The following is a 14,093-nucleotide window of genomic DNA, read 5'->3' on the forward strand; positions in this document are numbered from 1 at the left end:
TATCTCCATTGAATCAAACCTTTCATAGTCTTATGAAAAAACTTCTTGTAAGAGGGTGGAATACCCGAACTCTGGTGATCACCTGCGCGCTCCTGAGCATTGGCGCGTATGCCATGGCGGGTGGAACGGCCACGGCTGCAGCTGGTTTGGAACAAGCCAATACGGGCATTCGGGCCATGTGGCCAACGGTACAAAAGTTAATGTTCACCGTCATGGCGATCATCGGTCTGGTCGGTGCTGCGTCGGTATACGGGAAATGGTCCAATGGTGATCCTGATACCCGAAAAGCCGCTGCTTCCTGGTTTGGTGCCTTGATTTTTGCCGGACTGGTCGTCGTTATACTGGGTGCGGTTTTTACTCCAGGTTGATATGGCTTACCAATTACCTAGGTCACAATCGCCGAACCCTGCCTGACGGTGGGGTTCGGCGTTTAAAGCTGACTCCAACAAGCATCCTTACACTTCTTAATGGTACCCTCATGTTGACTAGGCCTTGGATTTTCCCGCTGGTTCTTTTGTCCCTGCTCTTACTGACTTGTTCCGATGTCTGGGCGGGTGGTGCTCCTCCGACAGCCGTAGCCAAAGCTACGTATCAGATATCAGGTGCTTATAAGGCCATGAAGATTCTGGGTAGAACAGTGGCAATGATCTGCGCGATGATCGGCTCGGTAAAGGTTTATAACAAATTTCAGATGGCTGATCCGGACATGTACCGATCCATATTCGCCTGGATATTTGCCTGTCTGTTCTGCCTGTACTTCCCTTATTTCTTTGACCTCCTTTTCCGCTAACACGCACCATGTATCAAATCAATAAAGGTGTTGATCGCCCGCCCGAGGTACTCGGTATTCGGGGCATGAATTATTTGATCTACCTGGCGGGTGGTACGGTTGGCGGTATGGTGGTGGCTACCATCGCGATGCTAATCGGCGTACCCGCCGTGTATGCCTATGGCGTCATGTTCGTCTTGGTTTTTCTAGGCTACAATACGCTGGCCTCCTACAGTAAAAAGCATGGCGAACGTGGACTAGACAAATTCAATGCGCGGAATCGGTATCCAACCGTCATTCAGGTGCGCAGCACCCGGCCTTTCCGGGATATGCTGATCAAGCGAGAGGTGAAAACGTCAACCTGGGATCGATTTAAACTAAAACGCAACTAAATCATGGCCCAACGCACAGAAGACTTAATGAAGTATTGGCCACTGCGGTCAATTGAGAATGACTGTATCATTTCTAAGACGGGCGATATTACCGTCTGCTTTGAAATTACCTTACCTGAAATTTACACGCTTTCCGCGCACGTCACGGAAGGTGAATATCGGGTTGAAACGGGTGATTTCCGGGAGTTAAATGAAACGTGGGGCAAAGCACTCTCCGTTTTACCAGAACACTCTATTTTTCATAAACAGGACTTTTTCACGGTTGATACCTATGACCCGACGCGGGTAGAGGAAGGAGGGTTTCGGAATACATTTCTGGATAAAGCATCGGCCCGGCATTTTCACGAGAGACCCTACCTCAACCACCGCTGCTATTTATACCTCACGAAAACTTCCAAACGGGCCGTGTCAACCATGCAGACCAGCCTGGTGTCCGGTCGGTTTCTGTCAAAGGAGATTTCAGACCCGATCAAGCTGTCAGAGTTCTATTCAGCCATTGAACAGTTCGTCTCGATCATTAATTCAACGCGCAACGTGAGCATGCGTCGACTGGCGGGTGAAGAAATCTACCAGAAGGGCGATAAGGCGGGCATTCTCGAACGCTACATGAGTCTGGAGGCTGAAGCGGATGTGGTACCGCTGTGTGATATACGTCGCGGAGAGGATCTGATGATTGGCGATAAGATTGTTAAATATTTCTCCCTTTCAGATATTGAAGACTTACCGGATACCGTGTATACCCATAACGCGGTGAGTGCCTTGTCCACGGAGAATTCAACGGTATCGGTAGGCTTTGCCGCTCCCGTCAGTTTAATGCTGGGGGTCAACCACGTGTATAACCAATATATTTTTAAAGAGGATCGTAACGAAATCTTTCCGCAACTGGAAGCGCGGGCTACCCAAATGACCGCTTTGGCGTCCTTTACAAAAGCCAATGCCAGTAATGCAGCCAAAATAAACGATTACCTGCATTACGCGGCCGACACTGGTTACCCGCCCGTAAGAGCACACTACAACTTGCTGGTGTGGACAAATGATAAAGCGGATCTGCCACAACTGCGTAACAAAACCAACGCGGCAATTGCCAAGATGGGGGTACGGCCCCGGGAAAATTCGACGAATGACAGCTTATCCATGTTCTGGGCCGGAATTCCAGGCAATGCTGCCGACCTACCAGATGAAGATAAGTTCTGGACATTTACGCCCCAGGCGCTTTGCTTGTTAAATGAGGAGTCCGTCTCGCCAAACTCGTATTCAAGCGTGGGCATTCGGGTAACCGATCGGCTATCGGGCAAACCGCTGTATGTTGATTTTTCGGACGCACCCATGAAGCGAGGCTGGATCACAAACCGGAATAAATTCATCCTGGGTCCTTCCGGATCGGGCAAAAGCTTTTTGACCAACCATTTCCTGCGGTCCTATTTTATTCAGGGAGCCCATATGGTGATCGTCGACGTTGGTGACTCCTACGAAGGGCTATGCTCGATGTTAGGCGGAAAGTATCTAACGTATAAATCGGAAGCACCCATTACGTTCAACCCCTTTTTCATAGAAGGGCGTGCCAGACCGGACATTGAGAAATTGGAGTCTATTAAGGCCTTGCTGCTTTCACTTTGGAAAAAAGAAGAAGAAAACCTGAGCCGGCTGGAAGAGACCGCCTTGTCACTCGCCGTCAATGGGTACTTTTCCCATCTGGAGTTCAACCCGGAGATTTTCCCCTCGTTCAACTCCTTTTTTGAGTTCCTCAAAGAGGACTTCAAAAAGGCACTTGATAGCCGGGGTATTACCGCTAAAATGTTTGATTATGACGCCTTCCTTGTCGTTATGGAACCCTTTTACCGGGGTGGGGAATATGATTACCTGCTAAACTCAGAGGATAATCTTGATCTGACCAATGAACGATTCATTGTCTTCGAACTCGATAATATCAAAGACAACGCCATTCTGTTTCCCGTGGTCACCATCATCATCATGGATACATTTATTACGAAAATGCGTACGCTCAAAGGCATTCGTAAAATTATCCTTATTGAGGAAGCGTGGAAAGCCATTATGAAAGAGAAGATGGCTGAATACATAAAGTACTTATATAAGACGGTTCGTAAGCATTTTGGGGAAGCCTGGATTGTGACCCAGGACATCGATGATATCCTGGGAAATAAGATCGTCAAGGACTCGATTATTAATAATGCGGACACCCGCATTTTGATGGATCAGAAGAAGTATAAAAACCGGTTTGAAGAAGTAAAGAAGTTTCTGGCGCTGACCGATCAGGAAAAGAATCTGGCCCTCTCGGTTAATCGCGATCTGAATGCAACCCGAAAATACAAAGAGTTCTTTGTGAGCTTCGCGGGCCAAATCAGCCTGGTTTATGGATTGGAAGTGTCCGTCGAGGAATACCTGGCGTTCACCACCGAACAGAGTGAAAAAGAGGCCGTCAAAAAGCTGGTAGCGGAGAACGGGGGTAATTACGATTTAGGTATCCGCTCCTATCGGGAACAGCATGGGTAAGCTGGCCGACTGCATCAATCAAGTCTAATCAGTTCACAACATCCAATCTCCTATGAAACACTTACTCATGCACGGGCTTCTGGGGCTAGGGCTAGTCTTGCTGGGCCCGGTTTCGGGTTACCTGCCTGCGTTTGGCCAAACAACGGACCCCGTTTCAACAACGGGATCATGGAATCCTGCAACCGACCCATCCTTCAACCCCAACGATCCGTCAACCTGGCCCCCCTCCTACGACCCAAGTAAACCTGGTTCGCTGAGTATGACCCCGGGAAATGTTCCCAGTGTTGATCCACTTGGCGAGCATCTTGGTGATGATGGTTCGAGTGGATCAAGCAGCTTTGGTTCGTTCGTTGGCCAAAAGGTTACTACGTATGCCGATAAGGTAAAATCGGAAGTCGAAAATCTGATTGGTGAGTATGAAGACCAGATTCTTCAGGGATTAACCGATGCGCTGGAAGGCTGGCTGATGAGCCAACTTCAGAGTTTGCTCGGAGCCTCCCCGATCCGAAGCGTCGAGGCCCTCAAAAAGTTAATGAAAGATGCTTACACAAAGCAACAGAAGATAGACTACCAACAGTTAAAAGTCGATTTCGCTGAGCAGAAGGGCAATACCGAGTTAAGTGCCGGCTTCGGCGATTACTATAAAACGCTGCATTTGAAAGAACACGCGCAGGCGGTTGAGTATACCATCAAACAGATCAATTCAATGGCCAGCAACAAGGTGTTTACGGCCAGTGAGCAATCCCAGTTACAAGCCCTCATTGGTGGACTATCGGATATGAGTGATATCGTCAATGAAGTCAAGTTCGCCACGAATCATTCATCCTCCACGGCTTACATGGCCGAAGCAGACCGAATTCGGACGTTGGATGAGGCATATAAGCGTATTCTCGACCGCGAAAAACGGGCTCAATCGGTGAAGGCTAAAGTCAAAGCCGTCTTCGTCTATCGGATGAAAGATGCCCAGCGGGATAATACGCTGGATGATTTGATTGGCCCCGCAGACACGGGTGGTAACGATGGTAGTCCGCGGGTTCGCCGAATTAAATAAATCAGTACACATCGCTAATTCTCTACTATCATGCGTATTCCAAAACGACACGGTTCCGGCCCAACCAGTAGCCTGAGCTACTTCTGGCTTGGCTTCTTTCTCCTAAGCTTATGGGTATCGCCGGTTCGCGCTCAGGTGTATGATCCCAGTAATCCAACGCCGGGGACGGGCAACACGATCAACGATCTGCCCGATCCTATGTACGTGCATACTGACTGGGGCTCCTCGCTCGACGTTCAAACCAAGGTCGATAACATCCTGCGCGTACGAGGCGGTGAGATCATGAGTGGCTTACAGGATTACCAGGTAGAGCTCACCGATCTTTTAATTGATAAGCTCAAGGACGAACTCGTCAAGATGTTCGCCGATATGATGCCCATTGGCTCAATGGCCGAGAAGATCATCTCTGCGTATCAGAAGAAAAAGGACGAAAATCTAGCGAAAGCTATCGATCGGGTGAAGGTCCTGTCGAGGAATTCACTCAATAAGCAATTGAAAACCAAGTATCAGGATTTCAAAGTCAATTATGCCCGGATGAACGCTAAGTGGAAAAGCTTACCTGAACTTAAAAATTCGGTGGCCGATCACTTGTCGGAGAGCGAATACGATAAACTCTGGGGCGAACACGTGGTGGTAATGGATGGATTTAAGGATGAGGATACCCACAGCAAACTGAAGTGGCTTTATCCGGAAATCGATCCAAACGCGCCGGGCAACAAGGTAGAACATGGTTGGCACGCGTTTGTCTCCGATGCCGTCGTGATGGACGATGCAAAAAAATATAAGGAACTACTCAAGACCATTTCTAACAAGGAATATGACAATGATGCCATGGAAGAAAATGAAATGGTGGCTTATTCTCATTATGACCGGATGGTGATGAAGCGGGCGATACTCGACCGTATGCGAGAACGGGTACGTAATCTACAGGGTATCAACAAGAAAGTTAATCAACACATACAGGGCAGTATGCGAAAAGATCAGCGTAAGCAATTGACCGACGCATTGGGCGGTAAGGATACCTATATGCCGCTACCAAAAAAATAAGTAACCCAAGCGGGCGCTAAGCCCAACTGATCACCTTTTTTTTCAATTCCTATGCAAGATTCAGTTGTTCAACAACTCGACACGTTAGTTAGCCAATTGCTTACGCAATACAGCTGGTTTATTGGTCTGGCCCAAGCCATTGGCGGTTTAGGTGCGCTTTGTTACGTGTTCACGCGGGTATGGGGTCATTTAGCCCGCAATGAAGAAATCGACATTGTACCGCTGTTTCGCCCGGTAGCGCTGGCGATCTGTTTGATGAGCTATGGTGGTATTGTGAACGGCGTTACCTCCTTAAGCGGAGCGCTTAATGAAATGACCCAACCCTTTATCGACAGCCAAAAAACGCTGGTCGATAACCTAACCAAGCAGAAAAAGACAGCCGTAGCAGCCAAACGACAAAAAACGCTTGGCCTCATCGATTCAGATCATGACGGGGAAGAAAGCTGGATGGAGATATTGAAGGCGATGTTTGATGCGGATAGCGCCACCCAATTTGGAGCCGATATGATGAGTTATTCGGTCCAGAATGTTGTCGACCAGCTCATGACGACATTAGGCGAAGTCCTTTATCTCTTTGCCTTTTTATGCCTTAAATTTTTAGTCAGCTTCTTCATCGTGGTTTTGCTCATCACCGGTCCAATTACGTTTGGGCTGGCCACGTTCGAATGGTTTTATTCCGGTCTGGCCGCCTGGTGTACCCGCGTGATCAACATGCTGATGTGGATACCAATTACCAATATTTTATCGGGTATGCTGGAAAGCATTCACGTGATGATGCTGCGTAAAGATCTGCAGCAATTAGCGGCTTCTACCGATAGCACCTTTACCCTCGATGATTTTACCATGGTTATTTTTTACCTCATTGGAACAGTGGCGTACCTGACAGTGCCGATGGCCGCCAGTTGGGTGGTTGAATCCAGCGGAGCCGACCAAGCCATCAGCAAGACGCTGGGCGGAGCTAAGGCGGGCGGTGGCGTTCTGGGTGGCGTCGGTGGCGTTGGCGGTGGCGTCGCCCGGGGTGCGGGTCGCAGTGTTTCGGGTGGGTTCGAGCGAATCCGCGAATGGAACAGCAAACTGCCTACGCTCAATAGGATTTAATTATTCACTTATTCCTTACTAAAAGTTTATGGAAGCTCCTCATTTCAGATCATTACACAACATTGAAACCTCGTTCAAGATGATTCGCACCGTCATGTTTGCGGTCATTTTGGGTACGCTCCTGCTGGCCAGCGGCATTGCCTGGTGGGCGTTCGATATCACCGAGAAGTCGCGTTCCCGGGTATACGTCATGGAAAACGGTAAAAGTATCATGCTGGCGCTGGCTCAGGATCACAACGTAAACCGGAGTGCTGAGGCTAAAGACCATGTCCGTACTTTCCTACGGCTATTTTTTGACCTGGAGCCCGACAATCAGCAGATCCGTAAGACCATTGAAGAAGCTTCGTACCTGGGGGATGAATCCGTCGTCAGGCTTCACAAGGATTTCACCGAAAAAGGATACTATTCAGACTTAGTACAGGGCAACGTACACCAAAAGATCGAGATTGATCCGGAGTCAATTCAGGTAAATATGACGCAAAGCCCTTATTATTTCCGAGCTAAAGGCAAACAACTACTCGTTCGGGAATCGACGGTTACCTACCGTAATCTGGATGTAGAAGGGTTTCTGATCGACGTTCAGCGGACCGATCGCAATCCGCATGGCTTTATGATTGAGCGGTTTCACCCGCTGGATAATTCCGATATCCAGACCATCACCCGCAACCAATGAGACAGCCGCTCCGTCGCCGTAACGGGCATTCGTTTGAACCCGATACCGCTTTAGCTCCTCAGCCCCGGTGGCTGTCAAGTCTATGGATGGGAAAACTAAACAACTCCTACCACCAGGCGACCAATTGGGTGACCGGGTGGCTTACGCTTCGAATCCGAACCTGGGAAAGCCAAACCTCAGTTAGCCAGCGTCGTCGGCAAGTGCTGCTGTTTTTCGGCCTGATTGGACTTTTCTGGCTCATTCGGTTGCTCTACCTGTTTTATCAACTGCCCCCGCTCTCCGCTTTGGTACCAGCCGTTGGCCAACTCGCCACTGAAACCAATGTAAGTCAATCAAAATCCCGACGGGGATCGTCCAGTGATTCGACCCATAAAGCCGACTACTTGGAAGCCCGGTCTGGCGTGACCCGGTCTGGGGTGACCCGCCGCGGCCCGGATCAGCTCCCTCAACCGAATAAGAACTAATATTTACCTTTCTAATCAACAATGGAAACGCAAAAACGATCACTAAAAGATTTATTCGGGGACAAACGATTTCTGTGGAGTATCCCTGTGTTTTTAGTCCTGGTTGGGGCTTTTCTGTGGGTTGTTTCCTCTTCTCCCGAGAAAGAAGCGCCCCCGCAGGCACCCTCGGTAATCAACACCCGGGTACCCTCGGCCAAAACCGATACGTCCCTGAGCAAAACCAACAAGCTGGATTTACAGACGGAAGCCGCAGTGGGTGCATCCACACCGGGTGAGAATCCACAGGCATCGAACATGCAGGGGATTCCGGACGCGAATGAATACGTATACGGGAGCCGTTACAAAACCCCATCGGGCCGGTCAATGAGTCACTTGGATTCAACTGTCTACGAACCCAATCGACCATCCCGGCGAAGTCAGTCCAGTGCGGGCGCATTTCCCGATGTTGTCAATCACCGGTCATCGGGTAGCCGCGGCTCCTCTTCATTTCCGCTGGCGGAATCCGATAGCCGTCTGGACGATGACGATTCCCCCACCACCTCGTCCCAGCAGGCTAAAGAACAGGCCGATAAAAAAGCGAAGTTGCAGATGGCACTCGATAAGCAGGCGAAGCTGGAACGGCTGTTAACCGAGTATAAACAGGATAAGGCGACGCGCGAAGCCCGGGAACAGGACAAAACAAAAGCGCTTAAAGTAGTTACCGATGAGGAGGGGCGGATGGCTGTCCCGATCACTTCGTTGACCGGCCGTGATTATACCGGGCGCAATTCTTTTTTTGGTTTGTACACGGAAGATGCCCGTAAAGCCCAGCAGCGGTTATTGGACGCTGAAGTAGGTACCATTCGGGCGATGGTTTACGGCGACCAGGAAATCAGTAGTATGGGATCGCGCATCAAAATCCGTCTGCTCGAACCGCTTTATATTCGGGGTATCGTTATACCCGCCAATACCCTTTTATATGGTATGGGACAGTTCGCTGGTCAACGCATCAATTTATTGATTCGATCCATTCAGTATCAGAATCGTTTATTTCCAACCAATATCCAGGTGTACGATATGGATGGCATGGCGGGCCTCTACGTGCCGAATATGACGAATCTGGATCTGGCCAAACAGACGGCCGCGCAGGTTGCGCAAAGTGGCGGTGGCGGTGGCCTGGGGGGTGGGCTTTACGTCAATTCATCGCCGAGCGCCGTTCTGGCATCAGCCGGACTACAGGCGGGTCAGCAAATAACCCAAGGCGTAAAGCAAGGTCTCGCCCGGAAAGCGCAAATGCAGCGGGCCTATCTTAAGAACAATTACTTCGTACTGCTGCGTACTGTCGACCGCACCGAACAAGGGGGTACTGGTTCTGTCGGTACACTAGGCAACTCACCAATTATGCCGGTCTCTAGTCCGATAACCGAAAAGCAAATGCAGTTACAGATGCTTCAAAATATTATGAAGGAACAGTAAATCCTGCCGGACGCTGGTCCCTGAAGGCCAGCCTTGTTTAACCTTTATTCGCCAAACTTTTTATGAACGCTTATTTTTTTCGACCTGTTGGCCTGATTTACTTCACCGGTATCAGCCTGTTGGTAACCATCGGAGCTTCAGCTCAATCAGCAGGAACTAACCGGCCTGCCTCCGCTCCTGGTCAACCAGCTACCGTAGCCTACGCTACTGGACGCCCGTTTCGCCATACGTTCACGGCTGCCCTGCCCAGCCGGGGTCTATTGACAAGCCCTTCAGCCTCGACGGCCACAGCGCCGGTCAGAAAGCCAGCCACTGTGGCCGGGGCAACGCCTTCCGTTAAACCGATGCCGGCAGGCTTCCGGCAAGTGACTACCGAGCAAACTGGCGCAAAGCTGGTGAAGCCTGATACGTTACCCTCGTTTGGCGCGCCTAAAGTAGTGCCAAGCTCGAGCGAAAAACGATTTATAGCGGCCCCTTCGAGATCGGATACAAAATCCGTGTCGGCGCACTCTCCCGTTCCGGAGAGCGATGATCAGGCCGTTCCGGCCAGCCAGATTGATGATACACCTCTCGCCGAGATGACCATTGTCAATAATAACGCGCACGCCCTGCGGGTACCCGCCATACCGATCCGAGACTATAATGTTGTCAAATCGTATTATACGGAGTTGCCCTATAACAAGACGATATCCATTATTTTCCCAACGCCGATTAAATCAGTCGATCTGGGGTCGCGCGATATTATTGCCGATAAAGCGTCCGACGTGGAGAACGTGTTGAAGGTAAAAGCCAGTAAAGTGGGTTTTAACGAAACGAATTTTAGCGTCATTACCACCGATGGGAAATTCTATTCATTCGTGGCCAACTATAACGAGCAACCCGCCTTGTTGGCGCTCAACCTGACCATGAACACAATGGCTTTGGAGGGCCCCGCCCGCGTGGGTGGATCGCGGGAGGATTCTGAAGAATTCATCAATGGCCTCAATGCCAAAGATGGCGTTATTCAGTTTTCGGGGATTCGGGCCTCCGCTTCGGAAGTAGTGTATAACTGCGATCAGGTGAATCACAAACGGCGGACGATTCGTCACCTAGGCGTATCAGAAAATCTGATGGAGGCCACCATTCGTGGCTTTTACGTGAAAGACAACGTCATGTACGTCAAATTACAATTGAAAAATAAGTCAAACATCAATTACGATATTGACTACATGCGCTTTTTTATCGTAGACAAGACCATTGCGAAACGAACGACGTTCCAGGAAACCGAAATCGTTCCTTTTTACGTGCACAATAATGGCATCCGGGTCATACCGGGACACCAAAAAATGGAACAGGTTCTCGCTTTCCAGAAATTTACCATTCCCGATAACAAACGGATTCTGGTGCAGATCAATGAAGCGGGTGGAGGAAGAGCCCTCACCTTTTTGATGAATAACGAGGACATCATGAACTCCGGAAAACTTTAATTCACATGAGACTACTTCGTTTTCTTCCATTCGCCCTGCTACTGGCTTTCGAGTTACTGAGCCACAGCAGTTTCGGCCAGCGCCATCGCAAAGGTCAGTACGCCTTTTCCCTGCAGGGAGGGATTATGGACCGCTTTCCAAGGGGGATTAACCTGCGGGCTAATCAGCAGGGAAGTCTGGTGCGAACTGATTTCGTTCGCTACACCCGTTCGGAACATTACTGGAAAATTGGCTATCAATACGACCGTAAATTCTATCAACCACTGGGTGTCCAGGTGATAAGCGAGCGGCATACCCTAGGCATCGACTACGCGCCAATATCGCTTCACGATTACCGAAGGACCTTTTACATCTCCCCCGTACTTGGCCTATTTACTGGCCTGGAGATTGTCAATCAGGACCAGCACGACCTACCCATTGGTTTCATCGGTGCCCAGAGTCATTTTACGTTTGGAGGGACTATCGGCTTGGAAGCCGAAGTGTTTTTGACCGATCGAATCTCGTTGATTGGTGGGATTACCGAACGATGGTATGCCGTGAGTGATCTTAACCGCCTGCATACCCAGGCTCAACTGGGACTTCGTTTCACCTTCGACTCGTTTTAACCGGCCAAATCATGAAAAACAAATTAGTTTACCTTATCGTCATGGCGACGGGCCTTCTGCTGGGAAGCTGCATGAGTGATGATCTTGGCTTGCAGACCCAGACTCCGTTCAGCGTGTCGACTACCAACACGCCCGCGCTGGTGCAAGCAAAAGATACCGTTGAATTTCGCTTACTCATCAATCCCAGCCCTTATCTCTCGGCAACTTCCTACCGGGTCAGTTTTCAGAACACCGACTCAAGCCTCCCCGTAGCGGTTAAAATAGGCAGGCAGTTGGCTGCTCAGGGCGAGTGGCTCTCAATAAATGATCTGTCTCCCTGGATTGCGGTTCGGTGTGATTCGGTTGGCCAGCCCAAGCTTTTATTTTACGTTAAAAATCAGTCGGGTGATTTACAAACGGTCGAAGTTAGTTATACCTCCGCCAAGTAAACCATTTACAATAAAAAAGCCGCAGGATCGATCCTGCGGCTTTTTTGTGGACTCAGGCCTTACATAGACGGCTTGCTTTGGTGCTTGATCAAATGAGATGGCAGATCCAGCAAATATTGAACCTGACCCTGCAACTGGGTAAGTACCAGCAGTAGAAACTGTAAATCGCCCAGTTCCCAGCTGGTTTCCTCCCGAACGCGAACCAACAGTAACTGGGTGATGAGCGGCTCATCGATTGGTAAGCTTTTAATCATACCGGGAGGCATCGCCTGGAGCTGCTTCCAGATATACGCCCGGCAGTCCGCCAGAAGTAAAACCACGGCGAGCTCGTCCTCCATGTGTAAGCCCCGCAAGAGATCAATAACATTATTGAAGGTAAACGGTCGTCGCCCGCCGCGTTTATTGTAATAGGAGGCCTGGGAATCAGCCCAAAAAGGCTGTACATGGGAAAACCGTTTTCCTTGCAGCTTCACTAGTAACAGTTGCTGGATTGCCTGATATTGTTCGAGAAGAGCTTCGAGAGAAAGTTGCATGGTAAAAAAAAGCCGGGCCATTCCTGGCCTGGCCGTGTAAAAAACTTTAAACCCGACAGGCGGGCAATTCGATTACGTTGTCAATAGGGCAGCGGTTTGTCCAGTCTGCCGGCGCAGTTATCCGGCTAGGCTTGAGGCAACTACCTTGGGCCGAGGCTTTGCCTGGGACGCAGGTTGATTATATGAATTTGGCAGTACGTTCTGATCCCGTGAATCGTCCCCGGACCCTACCTGAATCGTACGGCGACGAACGACGACTTTACGCACAGGGGCCTCCAGCGAAGGCAGAGTAGGCTTCAAGGCTCTCCCGATAAACTTCGCGATAAGGGCGATTACATACGTGCCAACCAGGAATCCAACTAAAAAAATGACAAACATGGCCATTGTAATAACAACGGGCACATCTTCCGTTATTAATAAGCGAAAGGTACTGTCTATTAAAGAATTCTCAAAATTTAAGCGCGTTATTTTGCCCCTAGCGCTACCATATCTTCCCAGTAGTCTCTCCAGGATTAAGCGAGCGTTCGTATCGCTTGTCCCCGCTAAATGGCTTTGGCAACAGAGATTGCAGTGGTTCTAATTAATTGATTACCGATGGCTGTTAATCGACGTCCGATCGTGAAAAGTTTAGGTATAGTTGATTCCAGAAGTCTAATCTCATTTCCGGTGAATGTGCTTTTACAGGCTGCACGGTCAAATTATAACTATCACCAATGGAACCCCCAGGCTCTTTTGGCTGCATGGTCCAACTTATTGTAAATTCGTCTTCATACCTCAGAATATCGCCTTTTAATTGTTGCGTCTCAAAGTTTCCTTCATCTGGTAGTAGGCCACATTCATAATGATCTGTTGCAATACTTCTGGCGAAATCCTCAGCCATTTTCCGATTAGTGAACATCAGATAGTGAGTCCCCTCTGACCGATCATTACGATCAAAGCGCTCAACAATCAACAAATGGGTCGCATCCATGGTAATTAAGTTCGTAATCAGTTAAATTCCTCCGTTAGCGTCGTTACCTCTCCGGCTGATCAGCCAAATAACAGCCCTTATTAGTCGGGATTGTCAGGTAACGCGTTAAGCGCGTTAAGCCATGGTTTTAAGTCCGTCGCTTGCAACAACTGGTGAAGATACCGGGTCTGTCCTGGCGGGACAGTTTGGAGCAGGGCCGCAAGCAGGTTTTCCGCTAACTGAGTCAGGACCGACCCGGCTTGGGGCAGCCAGCCTTGCCGTTGCTCATACGCCTGGAACACAGCGATCAGATAGGCCACTTCATTAGCCGCCTGCTGCTGACCGTCCGTCTGATGCGCCACGGCGGTCCGCCGAAGCGGTGCCAGGCTGATATAACCAAGTGGGCCTAAGGCTACGAGCTGACCAGCCGTTACGGGTAAATGCGTGTAGATGCACCGCAAAGGCCAATTCCCGACGGGGACTGTTACAAGGGGAAAGGTTTGCGGTGTCGTATTCATTACTTGCGATTACTACTGGATAAAGATACCAAATTCATTCTAAACAGATGTCAGTACCCGCATAAAGCTTCGGCGTAAAACTTGAGAAGATTGTCCGTGATGGTTTCATCCAGTAGTTGTCCGGTCCAGACAAG

At 49.6% G+C, this 14,093-nt stretch carries 16 protein-coding genes; 13 read left to right on the forward strand and 3 right to left on the reverse strand.

The genetic code is table 11. The features are described 5' to 3' along the window. The first annotated feature begins 32 nt into the window (after positions 1-32). From CWM47_RS21570 to CWM47_RS21630, 13 genes are all read left to right on the forward strand, one after another. Positions 33-368 (forward strand): DUF4134 family protein, encoded by a 336-nt coding sequence (locus CWM47_RS21570; protein ID WP_100990263.1) that lies wholly within the window; start codon positions 33-35, stop codon positions 366-368. Between the two features lie 110 nt (positions 369-478). Beyond that, a complete protein-coding gene (locus tag CWM47_RS21575) occupies positions 479-790 on the forward strand; it encodes a DUF4134 family protein (protein WP_100990264.1) in 312 nt (103 codons plus the stop codon). Between the two features lie 8 nt (positions 791-798). Next, a complete protein-coding gene (locus CWM47_RS21580; protein WP_100990265.1) occupies positions 799-1,161 on the forward strand; it encodes a DUF4133 domain-containing protein in 363 nt (120 codons plus the stop codon). Positions 1,162-1,164: 3 nt separating this feature from the next. Continuing rightward, positions 1,165-3,672 carry a TraG family conjugative transposon ATPase gene (locus CWM47_RS21585; RefSeq protein WP_100990266.1) on the forward strand — a complete coding sequence of 836 codons (2,508 nt, stop codon included), beginning with the start codon at positions 1,165-1,167 and terminating at the stop codon, positions 3,670-3,672. Positions 3,673-3,724: 52 nt separating this feature from the next. Beyond that, positions 3,725-4,723 (forward strand): hypothetical protein, encoded by a 999-nt coding sequence (locus CWM47_RS21590; protein WP_100990267.1) that lies wholly within the window; start codon positions 3,725-3,727, stop codon positions 4,721-4,723. A gap of 30 nt (positions 4,724-4,753) precedes the next feature. After that, positions 4,754-5,770: a hypothetical protein gene (locus CWM47_RS21595; protein ID WP_100990268.1), complete on the forward strand. Its 1,017-nt coding sequence runs from the start codon at positions 4,754-4,756 to the stop codon at positions 5,768-5,770. A gap of 51 nt (positions 5,771-5,821) precedes the next feature. Beyond that, entirely contained in the window at positions 5,822-6,868 is a 1,047-nt protein-coding gene (locus CWM47_RS21600; protein WP_100990269.1) for a hypothetical protein, read from the forward strand. A gap of 28 nt (positions 6,869-6,896) precedes the next feature. Then, on the forward strand, positions 6,897-7,541 hold the full coding sequence (gene traK, locus CWM47_RS21605) for a conjugative transposon protein TraK (protein ID WP_100990270.1): 645 nt from the start codon (positions 6,897-6,899) through the stop codon (positions 7,539-7,541). Beyond that, on the forward strand, positions 7,538-8,005 hold the full coding sequence (locus CWM47_RS21610) for a hypothetical protein (protein ID WP_100990271.1): 468 nt from the start codon (positions 7,538-7,540) through the stop codon (positions 8,003-8,005). The genes traK and CWM47_RS21610 overlap by 4 nt, the downstream gene beginning before the upstream one ends. Before the next feature lie 21 nt (positions 8,006-8,026). Next, positions 8,027-9,460, forward strand: a complete 1,434-nt coding sequence (traM, locus tag CWM47_RS21615) for a conjugative transposon protein TraM (RefSeq protein WP_100990272.1) — start codon at positions 8,027-8,029, stop codon at positions 9,458-9,460. A 62-nt stretch (positions 9,461-9,522) separates the two neighbouring features. Then, positions 9,523-10,926, forward strand: a complete 1,404-nt coding sequence (gene traN / locus CWM47_RS39340) for a conjugative transposon protein TraN (RefSeq protein ID WP_240625387.1) — start codon at positions 9,523-9,525, stop codon at positions 10,924-10,926. 5 nt (positions 10,927-10,931) lie between these two features. Beyond that, the gene (locus CWM47_RS21625) at positions 10,932-11,531 is read left to right on the forward strand and encodes a conjugal transfer protein TraO (RefSeq protein ID WP_100990273.1); all 600 of its coding nucleotides are present in this window, start codon (positions 10,932-10,934) and stop codon (positions 11,529-11,531) included. A gap of 11 nt (positions 11,532-11,542) precedes the next feature. Further along, on the forward strand, positions 11,543-11,959 hold the full coding sequence (locus CWM47_RS21630; protein WP_100990274.1) for a TraQ conjugal transfer family protein: 417 nt from the start codon (positions 11,543-11,545) through the stop codon (positions 11,957-11,959). A 59-nt stretch (positions 11,960-12,018) separates the two neighbouring features. Here CWM47_RS21630 and CWM47_RS21635 read toward each other — a convergent pair whose 3' ends face one another. From CWM47_RS21635 to CWM47_RS21650, 3 genes are all read right to left on the reverse strand, one after another. Next, positions 12,019-12,492, reverse strand: a complete 474-nt coding sequence (locus CWM47_RS21635; RefSeq protein ID WP_157816036.1) for a hypothetical protein — start codon at positions 12,490-12,492, stop codon at positions 12,019-12,021. A gap of 601 nt (positions 12,493-13,093) precedes the next feature. Then, positions 13,094-13,462: a hypothetical protein gene (locus tag CWM47_RS21645; RefSeq protein ID WP_100990277.1), complete on the reverse strand. Its 369-nt coding sequence runs from the start codon at positions 13,460-13,462 to the stop codon at positions 13,094-13,096. Between the two features lie 80 nt (positions 13,463-13,542). Then, the gene (locus CWM47_RS21650; RefSeq protein WP_100990278.1) at positions 13,543-13,959 is read right to left on the reverse strand and encodes a hypothetical protein; all 417 of its coding nucleotides are present in this window, start codon (positions 13,957-13,959) and stop codon (positions 13,543-13,545) included. Positions 13,960-14,093: the final 134 nt, after the last annotated feature.

Source organism: Spirosoma pollinicola (assembly GCF_002831565.1).
In the GTDB taxonomy this organism is placed as follows: Bacteria; Bacteroidota; Bacteroidia; order Cytophagales; family Spirosomataceae; genus Spirosoma; species Spirosoma pollinicola.

What these genes read in the sequence shown, in the direction of transcription:
- traK (WP_100990270.1), top strand. Translation starts at nt 6,897, where the DNA reads ATGGAAGCTCCTCATTTCAGATCATTACACAACATTGAAACCTCGTTC.
- CWM47_RS21590 (WP_100990267.1), top strand. Translation starts at nt 3,725, where the DNA reads ATGAAACACTTACTCATGCACGGGCTTCTGGGGCTAGGGCTAGTCTTG.
- CWM47_RS21595 (WP_100990268.1), top strand. Translation starts at nt 4,754, where the DNA reads ATGCGTATTCCAAAACGACACGGTTCCGGCCCAACCAGTAGCCTGAGC.
- CWM47_RS21570 (WP_100990263.1), top strand. Translation starts at nt 33, where the DNA reads ATGAAAAAACTTCTTGTAAGAGGGTGGAATACCCGAACTCTGGTGATC.
- CWM47_RS21575 (WP_100990264.1), top strand. Translation starts at nt 479, where the DNA reads ATGTTGACTAGGCCTTGGATTTTCCCGCTGGTTCTTTTGTCCCTGCTC.
- traM (WP_100990272.1), top strand. Translation starts at nt 8,027, where the DNA reads ATGGAAACGCAAAAACGATCACTAAAAGATTTATTCGGGGACAAACGA.
- CWM47_RS21635 (WP_157816036.1), bottom strand. Translation starts at nt 12,492, where the DNA reads ATGCAACTTTCTCTCGAAGCTCTTCTCGAACAATATCAGGCAATCCAG.
- CWM47_RS21650 (WP_100990278.1), bottom strand. Translation starts at nt 13,959, where the DNA reads ATGAATACGACACCGCAAACCTTTCCCCTTGTAACAGTCCCCGTCGGG.
- CWM47_RS21580 (WP_100990265.1), top strand. Translation starts at nt 799, where the DNA reads ATGTATCAAATCAATAAAGGTGTTGATCGCCCGCCCGAGGTACTCGGT.
- CWM47_RS21645 (WP_100990277.1), bottom strand. Translation starts at nt 13,462, where the DNA reads ATGGATGCGACCCATTTGTTGATTGTTGAGCGCTTTGATCGTAATGAT.
- CWM47_RS21630 (WP_100990274.1), top strand. Translation starts at nt 11,543, where the DNA reads ATGAAAAACAAATTAGTTTACCTTATCGTCATGGCGACGGGCCTTCTG.
- CWM47_RS21610 (WP_100990271.1), top strand. Translation starts at nt 7,538, where the DNA reads ATGAGACAGCCGCTCCGTCGCCGTAACGGGCATTCGTTTGAACCCGAT.
- CWM47_RS21585 (WP_100990266.1), top strand. Translation starts at nt 1,165, where the DNA reads ATGGCCCAACGCACAGAAGACTTAATGAAGTATTGGCCACTGCGGTCA.
- CWM47_RS21625 (WP_100990273.1), top strand. Translation starts at nt 10,932, where the DNA reads ATGAGACTACTTCGTTTTCTTCCATTCGCCCTGCTACTGGCTTTCGAG.
- traN (WP_240625387.1), top strand. Translation starts at nt 9,523, where the DNA reads ATGAACGCTTATTTTTTTCGACCTGTTGGCCTGATTTACTTCACCGGT.
- CWM47_RS21600 (WP_100990269.1), top strand. Translation starts at nt 5,822, where the DNA reads ATGCAAGATTCAGTTGTTCAACAACTCGACACGTTAGTTAGCCAATTG.